This is a genomic window from Pseudoalteromonas sp. S327 (assembly GCF_005886415.1).
GTDB lineage: Bacteria > Pseudomonadota > Gammaproteobacteria > Enterobacterales > Alteromonadaceae > Pseudoalteromonas > Pseudoalteromonas atlantica.
In genome coordinates this window covers 40,489-53,241 of record NZ_PNDP01000066.1, presented here as the reverse complement: position 1 = coordinate 53,241, position 12,753 = coordinate 40,489, and the positions used below count along the sequence as shown (strand labels likewise).

The following is a 12,753-nucleotide window of genomic DNA, read 5'->3' as shown; positions in this document are numbered from 1 at the left end:
ACTTAACTGCATATCTGCGTAAACGCTGCTAAAAGGTAAAAAATGCAAACATTAAAAGCTGAAGTTGTTGCCATCAGCCCACTTACAGAATTTGTTCATAAAGTAATTTTAAAGCCTCAACAACCTGTTACGTTTGAAGCTGGCCAATACATGCAACTTGTACTTGGCGAAAAAGACAAGCGCGCATTTTCGATTGCAAGTCGTCCATCGCAATGTGATGAAATAGAGCTTCATATTGGCGCATCTAAAGCCGATTCATACGCAATGCAATCGCTTGAGCATTTGCGTAATGCGCATCAAAATAATACACCGGTAGATATAGAAGCCGGCCTTGGTGTATCGCAACTACGCCTACAATGCGAGCGCCCTATTATTTTATTGGCTGGCGGCACTGGTTTTTCTTATGCAAAATCAATGGCTGATCACTTAGCTGAAATTAACTGCGACCGCCCGGTACTATTTTACTGGGGTGTTAAAGAAGAGTCTGCATTGTATGCTCACAGCGAAATGCAAGCATGGGCAGAGAGTAACGAGCACTTTAAATTTATTCCTGTTGTAGAAAACCCATCAGCTAATTGGCAAGGCCATACTGGGTTTGTACACAAAGCAGTCATGCAAGATATTGTGTCGTTAGAACCTTACGATATTTATATGGCTGGTCGCTTTGACATGATTGGCATTGTCCGTGATGACTTTATTGCTCACGGTGCTGTTCGCGAAAACATGTACGCCGATGCATTCGCGTTTATAAAATAAATTTTTATTTATAATACAAAGGCGCCCCATGGCGCCTTTGTTATTTCTATCAAATTTAAGCTATCAATTGGTATAACCTATTGCTTTAATCAGTATAAACAATTTCCTAAATTCCTATCTATAAACCATACTTTGTATAGAACATCAGCGGGAGAGACCCAAATGTTAAATACAAAAGTAAAAGATTTTATGCAACGCAAGTTGCCACACATTACCCCAAATACCGAAATGACCACCGCCATTAGTGAGCTGCAAAAGTTTAACTTATTAGGTGCACCAGTATTTGATGACAATAAATCGCTGGTTGGCTTTATATCTGAGCAAGAGCTGTTAAAACCATTAATGCGAAGCAGCTATTTTTGCGATGGCGTTGTAAAAGTTTCGCAGCTTATGCAAACCGATGTTGTAACCGTTAATGCCGATACCAACATTATCGAGCTTGCTGAGCAAATGAAAACAGGAAAGCCAAAAAACTACCCCGTTGTTGAGGGTGATACCGTGATAGGGCTGATTGGCCGAAGCGATGTATTAAAAGCACTGTTTGATAATTACGTGAGCTGCCAAACAAAAGTAAGCTAACATAAAAAATGCCGCTAATAAGCGGCATTTTTTGTATTAAGCGTGTTTAACGTGCTGCAGCAAGCGCAGTTAATGCGTTTTTATCGCTATCGCTTAAAAATGCAATCTCTAAGGCATTAGCTTGCGCCTTATGCATATCGGCTTGTGTCAAACCCGCCTTTGGCGCAGCCACTAGGTATTCATGCTCAATTTCAATGCCCTCTACAGCCGGATCGTCGGTATTAATACACGCTAAAATACCGTGATCTAGAAACTGTTTAAGGGGGTGTTTAGCTAAATCGTTTACGGTACTGGTTTGAATATTACTGGTTAAGCACGACTCAATACCAATGCGGTTATCGCGCAGGTAGTCCATTAGTTTAGGGTCTTCAATTGCTTTTACCCCATGGCCTATACGGCTTGCACCTAATTCATTAATGGCTTGCCAAATACTCGCTGCACCCAGCGCTTCACCGGCATGAATGGTAGCGGCCAGGTAAGCGTCTCTTACTTGCTTAAATTGTTCGACAAAAAGCTCTCCCGGAAAACCAATTTCATCTCCGGCTAAATCAATCGCCACTAAATCATTTTTAAAGGCAAGTAATGCGTCAAGCTCCTGCTGACAAGTTTTAACACCGTAAGTACGCGACATAATACCAATTAAGTTTGCTTTAATATTGGCGCCTTGAGTAGCCGATTTAATACCATCAACCACGGCCTCAACCACCCCTTGCGGGTGTAAGCCTTGGCTTTGTGCCATATAATACGGGCTAAAGCGAAGCTCTACATAATCAAGTCCCTGCGCTTGAGCATCTTCTATGTTTTCAACTGCAATGCGTCTACAGGCGTCGTAGTCGCCCAGTACCGTTACCCCCCAGTCGAGCTTTTGTAAAAAAGCCATTAAATCAGGCTCAGGATCAATAACTTGTACATGAGGGATAAGCGCCTCTACGTTATCAGCAGGTAGCGTAATATTAAACTGTCGACCAAGCTCTAGTATGGTTTGCGCACGTACATTGCCATCTAAATGACGATGAATATCTAGCAGAGGTAATTTTTTATTTATCATAATAGCGACTCGGTTAGGTTAAAATTGCGCGCATGATACGCAGGTACAGTTATTTTTCAAGTGTAGAGCAGTTAAAGTAAATATTAGCGGTCATATGTCTGCTTTTTACTCAAAAAGTGAACAAAACTAGGTTTTTGTTCACTTATTTTGATGAGCTAAGTGATGCCAGAGTGTTTTAAATAAGGTATTTGCTTCAATGGGTTTAGTAATATAATTATCCATACCGCTGGCAACTGCTTTTTTAACATCGTCATCGTGGGCATTAGCAGATAAGCCAATAATAGGTAGGTCAAACAAACCAAGCTCATTACGAATAACTCGCGTAGCTTCAAGGCCATCCATTTTTGGCATTTGTATATCCATAAGCACAATGTCGTAGGTATGCTCTGTCAGCTTTTCAATCGCCTCAAAACCATCATTAGCAATATCAGCAACGCACCCTTTGGTTTTTAAAATAGCGCTCGCGACGTGCTGATTTAATGGGTTATCTTCAACAAGCAATAATTTATAATCGGCAAAAGAAAGCGTACTAACATCTATCTCATCATATTGTTGCTTTATTTGCTCAGCCTTTGGTAGCGGCGAATAAATTGGCAGGCTAAAAGTAAACGTAGAACCGTGCCCTTCGTGGCTTATTAAATCAATTTCTCCGCCCATCAACTCTACAAGCTTTTTGCATATACTTAAACCTAAGCCCGTGCCTCCATATTGACGCGAGGTAGAGCTATCTGCTTGTGCAAACGGTTTAAAGAGCTGTTTTTGCGCCTCTTTACTAATACCAATACCGGTATCATTAACGCTAAAGTAAGTCATTTTTTTAGATTGCCACACTTTAAGCGTGATGCTGCCTTTGGCTGTAAACTTAATGGCATTATTGATTAGGTTTAGCAAAACTTGTTTTAAGCGTATTGGGTCGGTGTTGATAACCAAGTTATTTGATTTATCGTAATCAAGCATAAATTCTAGCGACTTTGCTTCTATATCAAACTGCAGCAAATTAGCCACTTCTTCACTGAGTGTGCCTACATCAATTGGCTCTTGAATTAAATCAAGTTTGCCTGCTTCCATTTTAGAAAAATCGAGCACATCATTTAATACTCTTAGCAGTACGCCCAGTGCCCCATCTGCTTGCTCAATATAGCTGCGAGCTTGCTGCCAATCGTTTTGCTGTAGGGCTAAATAATGCAGCCCTTTAATACCATTAATAGGCGTGCGAACTTCGTGGCTCATATTTGCTAAAAATTGGCTTTTTATTTCATTGGCTTCATCGGCCTTTTGCTTTTCTAAACGTAAAATTTTAGTTTGTTTTGCTACCTGCTCACGTATACGAATGTTGGTACCCGTTACCGATATTAAAAAGGTAATAAGCAGCCAAACAAATAACATGCCGGCTATTTGTGCAAGCCAGTAAACTAACCATGACTCTCGTTGCATTGGCTGATGCAGCTCCACCTGCCACACCCGCTTACCTACCAATAACTTATAGTCTTTTAACGGCAATAGTTGTTGATGATCGGCAATAAAAATAGGCTGTGCATTATTCTCTGTTGTGGTGTCTGTAAAGCTCACTGCAACGCCGTTATTTTGATCAAATAACACCGCGTTTGATAGTCTTTCTAAACTAACAACGGCTACCACAAAACCTTTAAAATCGTCTTCGGTAATATTGTTGCCAAACACCGGATGAAAAAACAACACGCCGCGCTCAGCTTCGTTTTGTACTAAATTTATTGGCTCACTGATCACCAACTCATTTAACACTTTTGCTTTTATTAATGCAGATCGCCTTACCTCATTTGAGGCAAGATCAAAGCCAATTACGTCTTCATTTCCCGACAAAGGATGTGCGTATTGTACGGGGTAGTAAAAATCTCGTGGGGGAGCGGCCTGCCAACTGCCATCTTTTGCTCTTTCTTTTAAGCTATATTTAGCCAGCTCTGTGTTGTTATTAGCCTCTATATACTGAGCTAGGTTTTCACTTGGTAAGTAGGGCACCCACTCAAATGCTAAAATTTCTTCGCTGTAACTAAGCTGCTTAGAAGTAAACTGCTTAAATTCAGTAAAGCTCACATCGTCACTACTAGAAAAAAAGGTCGCTAGTAAGGCGAGGTGTGCTGTTATTTCGTTAATTTTATTGTTAATAGCATCTTGAGTGGCTAATATTTTCAGCTCTTCTTTTTGAATGTTTTTTTCTTTTTTTACACTGGCCGCGCCATAAAAGCTAATACTTATAACCATATAAATTAACAGTGAGGGCAGTATAACTTGTAGGCGATAATTTACCTGTGAATAGTTAAATGCCGCTAGCATAAGCGGAGTAAAAACAAGCACCCCAATACTGTCGCCTATCCACCACGCTATAAACGTATCCCAACCGGCTTGAGACACAATAACGCCATTAAAAATTAATAAGCTGGTGCCTACACCTGCAGCTATAACACAGCACAATGGGCCGGCAACAACGAGGCTTTGAATACAGTGTTTTAAAGAAGATAAGTCGAGTGGTGCTTTAATCACTTTAGTGACCAATTGGCTACCTACCCATGCTTGTAAAGTAGCAGCAAAGGTAACAGCCGCAGCATGCATAAATACACTTAACTGAAATATCGCTGAGGCGCTTTCTAAATGAATGAGGTTAGTAAAAAAAGCCCCTAAAACAATACCTAGTAAGCTCTTTCTGCCCCAAATTAAAAAGCCAGCAAGCGCAATTCCCGAAGGCGGCCACACAGCCACTGCGTAGCCATCTATCGCTAATAGTAAATTACTGAAATATCCGGTAAAAAAGTAAGCGCACGCTAAACTTACAGTGACAATGAAAAAGTGTTTCAACCCAATGCTCCCGAATATCAAAGCTGCAAAAGTATAAGTGTAGCCTTTATTGATACAAAACGAGTGCTTTATCGGCTTGTGCGGTATTTTTATAGCTAAGCGCTGCTTGCTGAGCAAATTGCTTTTTGTTTTCGATATTTAAGGCTTTATCAAAAACCTTTGCGGCTAACTCATAATCGCCTTGAGCATTAGCTAAACACGCAAGCGAGAGTAATAATGCGTTGTTTGCATAATCTTTTTTCAGGCGCTCTTGAATACTACTTTGAAGCTTTACAGCCTCTGCAGAGGTGGCGTTACTTAATATATTAGCCAGCTGAGCATGTTGCTCGTCGTGCTTCACCATTTTAATTAAGTCACTTTCAATCGCACTTAACTGGCCCACTTTAGCCATTTGCATTAAGTAAGCTGTATTAGCATGAGCTTGTAGCTTTTTAGGAAGTTGTTTATATTTTTCAGTGATTTTATCGCTAGCTTGTGCATTAAAATAGGCATTAAACAGCTGCGTCCACTGCGCATCGTTGAGGACTTTTTTACGAAGTAAACGCGGTAAAAAGTCTTCAAGCGCACTAAAGTGCTGTTGCTGTACAAGTATTTCGGCGTATAGCTTAAGCTCAAGTGGTGTCGCTTTTTTTGAATCGCTGTTAGCACGCATTTGCGATTCTATTGCACTGCTATCGCCACTGGCTATCCAAAGTTTAGCAACGTTAAGTTGCTGCTCTGGGCTAATTTCAAATAAACGCTCTAGAGCTTTGTCAGTTTGGTTATTAGCAAGCGCTGCTTTTGCTAATAGCGCTAAGCGTATATCTTCAAACTTACTGGGTACACTATTACCTGATAACGTTTGCTCTACAAGCTCGTAATCATCGTTTATCGCACTCCATAAGGCTTGCTCTATAGCTGCTTGCTTTCGCTCTTCGCTACGCGCAAAAAAACCATGTTTAGTATTATGATAAATCGACAATAAATAGCGCACTAATTTGTAAGTTAAAAACAAAATAGTTGCACTAATTACCGCCATAATACAAAACGATACAATCGTGCCTTCAATCGTGGTGTTGTTAAACGAGATCAGCACATAGCCTTTTTCATCCAGTACAAATGGCGTAATCGCTAAAACTAAAACAATCGCCACAATTAATATTATAAGCCCTATCATTGCGCCCACTCCTTAACCTGCTGTGTACTTTGTAAGTTTACTTCAGGGTTAAAGTTTAATGGCTCTTTTTCTAGGCTAGTTAGTGCATTTATAACCACTTTTGTCGCCTCGTCATCTTGTTTAAAGTACTCATTAACAAGACGCTTTGCCTCACTTATGGCACTAAAATAAATGCTCGCTTGTTTGCTCATTAATGCATCTTGAGCTTGCGTCACATTTAATTTAATACGTTGATTAATTAAGTGGCGCTCCTGATCGGTTAGCAGTGGCTCTATAGCAACTCCTTCGTGCTGACGAATAGTAATAAAGCTATCAACTAGCTTATTCCAGCTATTACTTAGGTTTTGCTGCCAATCGCTTACATCTTCACTCAAGGCATTTTTTTCAATTTCTGCTGCTTCTTGCGGTATGTTAACGGCATTAAATGCAAGCTTATCTATGTTTGATAACACGCTATTAAGTTTTAGGTAAATGGCTTCTGTTGGGATAGGTTTTAAGCTATCTAGTGTTTGAATGTCTTGTGTTATTGCTTGGCGAACTGCAACAGTACCTGGGTGTTCACTCAATAAGGCATCTAAGCGTTTAAGTACAGCGCTGGCACCTTGGTAATCTTTTTCAGCCCACAGTTTAAACTCAGCCATACGTTGTAAGCTGGTTACTTCTTGCGGGTTTAGTGAAGCGCCTTGCTGCTGAGCTTGTTGCAATGCAGCTTTTAATTGTTGCTGGTTACTCTCTGCACTTTCATTAAGCGCAGCTGCCACTTTTTGCTCACTATTGAACAATGCTTGCTGAAGATTAGATTGCGCCGACTTGAGCGCCTGTAACTCTTGTGACAATAACGCGTTTTCTTCTTTTAGTTCATTAACAGCTACATTTTGGGCTTTACCTGCATTGAGTTTTTGGTAAAACTCATACCCCACACCACAGGCAACAATAAGCGAAATGATCAGCGCTAATACCGCTAATTTACTTATTTTTTGCTTATCGTTATGTGGTTTACTGTGTGCTTTAACTGCCTCTTTTTTTTGTGCAGAGGCCGCTGCCTTAGTGGTTGGTGTATTATCTGCCGTTACTGGCTTTGACTGTTCGCTCATCTTGCTACCTTGCTGTTTTATGCAGGAAAACATAGCGGTATCGCTTGCCCCTGCGGCAATGTGTATATTAGCCGAGCTTACCTGTTGCTGTTGTAAATAAGCGGCTATACGCTCGCTAGCAACATAAAATCGGCACTGTTGTAACCACTGTAACTGTTGTTCAGTCAGGTTATTAAATATTGCATCAACTGCTGCATTACTGGTTATGACTATACCTTGTACTTTCAGGCTTTGCCAGTGGTCTGTCCAGTTGGTTTTTTCAGCGCTTATTGGCTCGCGCTTGTATACCACACAGTTATTTAAAAATGCCCCACGCGCCTTTAAGGTTTTGGCAATATCAGGGCGCCCCGCTTGGCCTTTTACTAATACAATATTGCTACCATCAACCTCAGCTAACGAGTTTAGCGCCAATAACCCTTCAGAATCATGTAGCTTAGGCACTGCTGCTCGCACGCCAAATAACGCATAAATAGTATCTGCAGTTTGCTGCCCTACTGCGTAAAATTGCGCTTTGGTATTTATTGTTGGCTTTAATTGCGCAAGGGCAGTAACGGCATCTTGAGAGATAAAAATAATTTTATCGGCATTAATTAGCGGGCTTAGCTCGGTAGTAGAAGGCGTAAGGTAGGATATTTTTAAAACAGGAAATAATGACGCCTGATAACCCGCTTGCTCAAGTTGCTGAGCAAGGGCTGCGCCTTTTCCTTCGGGCCGAGTTATCAGGATATGTGTCATTTATGCGTCTCTATATACTTCTGCTAATATTTTGTCGGCGCCTTGCGCTAATAACTTTTTAGCTAGCTGCACACCGATAGCTTCTGCATCATTTATATGACCGGTTACTTCGTCATGTAAAATTTCACTACCATCTACCGCGCCCACGAGGCCACGTAAATGCACTTGCTCGCCATCAACTAATGCGTAGGCACCAATTGGTACTTGGCAGCCACCTTCTAAATGACGGTTCATAGCACGCTCTGCATTTACACGAATGCGTGTTTGGGTATGCTCAAGCGGGGCCAATAAGGCTTTTGTTACTTCATCGTCAATACGACATTCAATGCCGACAGCACCTTGTCCGTTAGCAGGTAGAGATACCTCAGGCTCAATATAATCAGCAATACGTGCGTCCATTTTTAAACGTAGCAGTCCGGCTGCGGCTAAAATAATCGCATCGTACTGGCCATCATCTAGTTTAGCTAAACGAGTATTAACATTACCACGTAAGTCTTTAATGACTAAATCAGGGCGCAAAGCTCTAATTTGGCACTGACGACGAAGGCTAGAAGTACCGACTATAGCGCCTTTTGGTAATTCGCTTAAATTGGCAAAATTATTTGATACAAACGCGTCGCGCGGGTCTTCACGCTCACAAATTGTGTGCAGTGCTAAGCCTTCTGGAAATTCTACGGGTACATCTTTCATTGAATGCACAGCAATATCCGCGCGGCCATCTAACATTGCTTGCTCAAGCTCTTTAACAAACAAGCCTTTACCACCAATTTTAGCAAGCGGTGTATCTAAAATAATATCCCCTTGAGTAGACATAGGGACTAATTCTACGCGTACATCAGCATGAAAATGCTCAAGCTGTGCTTTTACAAATTCAGCCTGCCAAAGCGCTAAAGCACTTTTACGGGTTGCAATGCGTACTAACTTTGTTTTTTCTGTCATAGGGGTATCCAAATAGTTACAGCTAATAGCCAAGCTTAATTAGCTAAAATTCTAAATTCTTTTTGAGCAATTAAATTACCTTGCTCATCAACAACATCTACACGCCAATGGCCTGTTTGTGTATTCATAATATTTTTGGTTGAGTACGTTCTGTAGCGCGGCGAGGTAACATTAAGCGAAATCTCAGCCATAGTTTCACCCTCATAAGACCATACATGCTTTACTTGTTGGCCTTGTAGGTTTTTAAGTTCACTAAAAAACGAAAGTGCTTCTTCAAACTGATTTAAGCGAATATCTGCAGAAAATACATTCGTGGGCTCACGCTTACTTACTTTGCGAGTAAGCACTGCACGGCTAATTTTACCGGTATCAATTTGTGCGCCTAACGCAACACTGGCAATGTGCGCATTAGATGAAAAGCCTTCACTGCTGGTTAGCGAACCGTCGTCGTTTTCAATATCTGGAAGCTGTTCATTGGGTGATGCGCTTAACTGCGTGCTAGTAAGCGGCTGATTAGCGATAGGCTCAGCGAGTTCGGTATCTGATTGCTCAATAACAGAAACTTGATTGCTTTGAACGTTAGCAATTGGCTCTATATCTGTTTGCTCATTATTGCTTTGCGCTAACGTAGTATTATTAACGCTTTCATCCTCAAGCACCGCTGGCGCAACATCCGCTATAGCACGCGTAAGCTCATTTGGGCGCGCTTGCTCGTCATTTACACTCACCGTGGGCTCAACATTATCTGCTGTGTTGTCGCTTAAAGGTGAATACGGCGATTGCTCATTAGGTTGCTCGCCCTGCTCGGCATTAACCGAGCTAGTTAAGCCATACACAACCGCTGCCGAGGTCATTGCTACCAACATAGAAACACTCGCAATACGACGCCAATGCCACTCGTAGCTTACATTAGGTACACTATTTTGTGGTTCGCGTTTTACATTTGCTTTAATAACTATTTTTTGACTCATATTGACCTCAGCGGCTCCAAATTAGCTTAAACGGGCAATTAACCATTGGCGAATAGCTTGCAGTTCTTCTGCGCAAACCTGATGAGCCATAGGGTATTCTTGCCAGCTTACATCCATGTTATGTGCTGTTAATACTTCAAACGCACTTCTACCCGCGCTATGCGGCACTACATTATCTTGGCTACCATGAGCCATAAATACATTTAAATCAGTATGCTTTGCTTCTTGCGCTAGCTTTTCAGGCACGCACATATAAGTAGACAGCGCCACAACACCTGCAAGTTTGTGCTCAAATCGCGGCGCTAAATGTAAAGACACCACGCCCCCTTGCGAAAAGCCCGCCAAAATAATTTTATCGGCAGGTATACCATTTTCAATTTCTTGATTGATCAGGGCTTGCACTTTTTCGGCTGAATCTCTCACGCCTTGTTCATCGGCACGTTTGTCTAATTCTATAGATTTAATGTCGTACCACGAGCGCATTTCCATGCCACCATTTATGGTGACCGGTTGAATAGGCGCATGCGGAAAAATAAATCGTATACCAAGCTCACTGGGTAAGTTAAGTTGCGGTGCAACCGGAGCAAAGCCATCGCCCGAGTCGCCTAAACCATGTAACCAAATAACAGTGGCTTTGTGCTCACCTTGCGCTGGGTATTGTGCAAACTCTAAACTCATAAGCTTGATTGCCACTTAATTTCTTGGCCAGCTTGGCGAGTAGACGCTTGGTTCATAAACTCCCAAAACTCTGCGCCCGAGCGGTTATCAATCCACTGGCCGTCACGCATTTCAAAATGGTGGCCATTAAATTTAGTCGCAACCCACACTTGATGCAAAGGCGCTTGTTTGTTAATTACAATTTTACTTTTATCAGGGAAAATTATTTCTAAAATACCCTCTGCCGATTCGTAGTCTAAATCTGCTTCGCAATCATCAACTTGCTCTTCAATTGTGAACATAAGAGCTTCGGCTAATTGGTGATATTCGTGTTCAGTCATTGTAATTTTCCTTTGCAGGCGAGCTGCCTAATATTGGGTACGGTTTATATACAGCTAGTGTAACAGGAATAAAATCATCCGCGAATAGCTGCATTTTTTAGATATTCTGTTACTCTGCGATTATAAAGCCAGCAACCGTATTAATCTAATGAAAGCGACACATACCTTACAATTAAAACGACTATATATAAGTACTTTACTGCTAAGTGCATTAGCTGGCTGCGGCCAAAGCGGGCCTTTGTATTTACCAGAGCAACAGGCTGAGCAAAACATCCCCCCTAATACGGCACAGCCAACGCCCGTAAAAAAAACCAACACCGAGCAAGTGCAGGAGCAATAAATGGATTATTTTAACTATCAAAACAATCAATTATTTGCCGAAGATGTCAGCATTGCCACAATTGCTCAGCACTATGGTACGCCGTGTTATGTGTACTCGCGTGCTACTTTTGAGCGCCATTATTTAGCCTTTGCAAATGCCACTAAAAATCATAAAAGCTTGGTGTGCTACGCAGTTAAAGCTAATTCTAATATTGCAGTATTAAATATATTAGCGCGTTTAGGCTCAGGGTTTGACATAGTGTCTAAAGGTGAGCTGGCGCGTGTAATAAAAGCCGGCGGTGATGCCAGTAAAGTGGTGTTTTCAGGTGTGGCTAAAACCGCCGACGAAATTGCTTATGCACTAAAGTTAGGTATTAAATGTTTTAACGTTGAATCGGCCTCAGAGCTTGAGCGTATCTCTGAGGTAGCGTGCGAGTTAAATTTAGAAGCCCCTATTTCTATTCGTGTAAACCCTGATATAGATGCCAAAACACACCCGTATATTTCTACCGGTTTAAAAGAAAACAAATTTGGTATCGATATTCAAACGGCTGTGAGCGTTTATCAGCATGCGGCGTCTTTACCAGGTCTAAAAGTAACCGGTGTAGATTGCCACATAGGCTCGCAATTAACTGAGGTTAAACCTTTTTTAGAAGCGCTTGATAAGCTAATGGCATTAATAGATGAGCTTAAAGCAAATGGTATTGAGCTTACTCATTTAGATATTGGCGGCGGGTTAGGCGTTCCTTACAATGATGAACAGCCTCCTCACCCAAGTGAATATGCTGCGCAAGTTACCGAACGCTTAGCCAATTACAAACACCTTGAGCTTATTTTTGAGCCAGGGCGCGCTATAGCCGCTAATGCTGGAATTTTAGTAACGCAGGTTGAGTTTATTAAGCAAAACCAAGATAAATTTTTTGCCATTGTCGATGCGGGTATGAACGACATGCTTCGCCCTTCGCTTTATCAGGCATGGCAAAAAATCATTCCTGTATCGGTGCGCGATGACGACACCCCAACACATAACTTTGATATTGTGGGCCCAGTGTGCGAAACCGGCGACTTTTTAGGAAAAGACCGCGAACTAGCCCTTAAACAAGGCGACTTATTGGCGCAGCGAAGTGCTGGTGCCTATGGTTTTACAATGAGTTCAAACTACAACTCTCGCCCACGCGTGGCCGAAATAATGGTAGATGGTGAGCAACACCACCTTATTCGCCAACGCGAAACCATCGAGAGCCTTTATCAAGGTGAGAAAATTTTACCATAAACGTTTTTGTTAAGGCGCTGCTCTGTGGCATGATTAGCGCAGAGCAAACCCGAA

Annotated in this window: 12 protein-coding genes; 4 read left to right on the top strand and 8 right to left on the bottom strand. The window is 41.7% G+C overall.

Annotation, left to right across the window (positions count from 1 at the left end; genetic code table 11):
* The first annotated feature begins 42 nt into the window (after positions 1-42).
* Positions 43-756: an NAD(P)H-flavin reductase gene (fre, locus tag CWB60_RS18205; RefSeq protein WP_004588968.1), complete on the top strand. Its 714-nt coding sequence runs from the start codon at positions 43-45 to the stop codon at positions 754-756.
* 162 nt (positions 757-918) lie between these two features.
* Complete coding sequence (locus tag CWB60_RS18200) at positions 919-1,335, top strand: CBS domain-containing protein (RefSeq protein ID WP_055255405.1); 417 nt, start codon at positions 919-921, stop codon at positions 1,333-1,335.
* A gap of 46 nt (positions 1,336-1,381) precedes the next feature.
* Here the strand turns inward: CWB60_RS18200 and add are convergent, their stop codons facing one another.
* From add to cyaY, 8 genes are all read right to left on the bottom strand, one after another.
* Positions 1,382-2,383, bottom strand: a complete 1,002-nt coding sequence (gene add / locus CWB60_RS18195) for an adenosine deaminase (RefSeq protein ID WP_055019972.1) — start codon at positions 2,381-2,383, stop codon at positions 1,382-1,384.
* A gap of 138 nt (positions 2,384-2,521) precedes the next feature.
* A complete protein-coding gene (locus CWB60_RS18190; RefSeq protein ID WP_138579744.1) occupies positions 2,522-5,212 on the bottom strand; it encodes a CHASE domain-containing protein in 2,691 nt (896 codons plus the stop codon).
* A gap of 46 nt (positions 5,213-5,258) precedes the next feature.
* On the bottom strand, positions 5,259-6,368 hold the full coding sequence (locus CWB60_RS18185; RefSeq protein ID WP_138579745.1) for a heme biosynthesis HemY N-terminal domain-containing protein: 1,110 nt from the start codon (positions 6,366-6,368) through the stop codon (positions 5,259-5,261).
* Positions 6,365-8,197, bottom strand: coding sequence for a uroporphyrinogen-III synthase (locus CWB60_RS18180; RefSeq protein ID WP_138579746.1), 1,833 nt, complete (start codon positions 8,195-8,197; stop codon positions 6,365-6,367). The genes CWB60_RS18185 and CWB60_RS18180 overlap by 4 nt, the downstream gene beginning before the upstream one ends.
* Positions 8,198-9,136 carry a hydroxymethylbilane synthase gene (gene hemC / locus CWB60_RS18175; RefSeq protein WP_138579747.1) on the bottom strand — a complete coding sequence of 313 codons (939 nt, stop codon included), beginning with the start codon at positions 9,134-9,136 and terminating at the stop codon, positions 8,198-8,200.
* A 35-nt stretch (positions 9,137-9,171) separates the two neighbouring features.
* Entirely contained in the window at positions 9,172-10,107 is a 936-nt protein-coding gene (locus CWB60_RS18170) for a DUF2914 domain-containing protein (RefSeq protein WP_138579748.1), read from the bottom strand.
* A gap of 21 nt (positions 10,108-10,128) precedes the next feature.
* A complete protein-coding gene (locus tag CWB60_RS18165; RefSeq protein ID WP_138579749.1) occupies positions 10,129-10,785 on the bottom strand; it encodes an alpha/beta hydrolase in 657 nt (218 codons plus the stop codon).
* A complete protein-coding gene (gene cyaY, locus CWB60_RS18160; RefSeq protein WP_004588977.1) occupies positions 10,782-11,105 on the bottom strand; it encodes an iron donor protein CyaY in 324 nt (107 codons plus the stop codon). Before cyaY ends, CWB60_RS18165 begins: the two co-directional genes overlap by 4 nt.
* A gap of 148 nt (positions 11,106-11,253) precedes the next feature.
* Here cyaY and lptM point away from each other — a divergent pair, with 148 nt between their 5' ends.
* Positions 11,254-11,445: an LPS translocon maturation chaperone LptM gene (gene lptM / locus CWB60_RS18155; protein WP_138579750.1), complete on the top strand. Its 192-nt coding sequence runs from the start codon at positions 11,254-11,256 to the stop codon at positions 11,443-11,445.
* Positions 11,446-12,699 (top strand): diaminopimelate decarboxylase, encoded by a 1,254-nt coding sequence (gene lysA / locus CWB60_RS18150; protein WP_029773748.1) that lies wholly within the window; start codon positions 11,446-11,448, stop codon positions 12,697-12,699. It begins immediately after the preceding gene.
* The last annotated feature ends 54 nt before the right edge of the window (positions 12,700-12,753 follow it).

Bases quoted from the DNA above. Each gene is read 5' to 3' on its own strand.
- hemC (WP_138579747.1), bottom strand. From the start codon at position 9,136: ATGACAGAAAAAACAAAGTTAGTACGCATTGCAACCCGTAAAAGTGCT.
- CWB60_RS18170 (WP_138579748.1), bottom strand. From the start codon at position 10,107: ATGAGTCAAAAAATAGTTATTAAAGCAAATGTAAAACGCGAACCACAA.
- add (WP_055019972.1), bottom strand. From the start codon at position 2,383: ATGATAAATAAAAAATTACCTCTGCTAGATATTCATCGTCATTTAGAT.
- lysA (WP_029773748.1), top strand. From the start codon at position 11,446: ATGGATTATTTTAACTATCAAAACAATCAATTATTTGCCGAAGATGTC.
- CWB60_RS18185 (WP_138579745.1), bottom strand. From the start codon at position 6,368: ATGATAGGGCTTATAATATTAATTGTGGCGATTGTTTTAGTTTTAGCG.
- CWB60_RS18180 (WP_138579746.1), bottom strand. From the start codon at position 8,197: ATGACACATATCCTGATAACTCGGCCCGAAGGAAAAGGCGCAGCCCTT.
- fre (WP_004588968.1), top strand. From the start codon at position 43: ATGCAAACATTAAAAGCTGAAGTTGTTGCCATCAGCCCACTTACAGAA.
- cyaY (WP_004588977.1), bottom strand. From the start codon at position 11,105: ATGACTGAACACGAATATCACCAATTAGCCGAAGCTCTTATGTTCACA.
- CWB60_RS18200 (WP_055255405.1), top strand. From the start codon at position 919: ATGTTAAATACAAAAGTAAAAGATTTTATGCAACGCAAGTTGCCACAC.
- lptM (WP_138579750.1), top strand. From the start codon at position 11,254: ATGAAAGCGACACATACCTTACAATTAAAACGACTATATATAAGTACT.
- CWB60_RS18165 (WP_138579749.1), bottom strand. From the start codon at position 10,785: ATGAGTTTAGAGTTTGCACAATACCCAGCGCAAGGTGAGCACAAAGCC.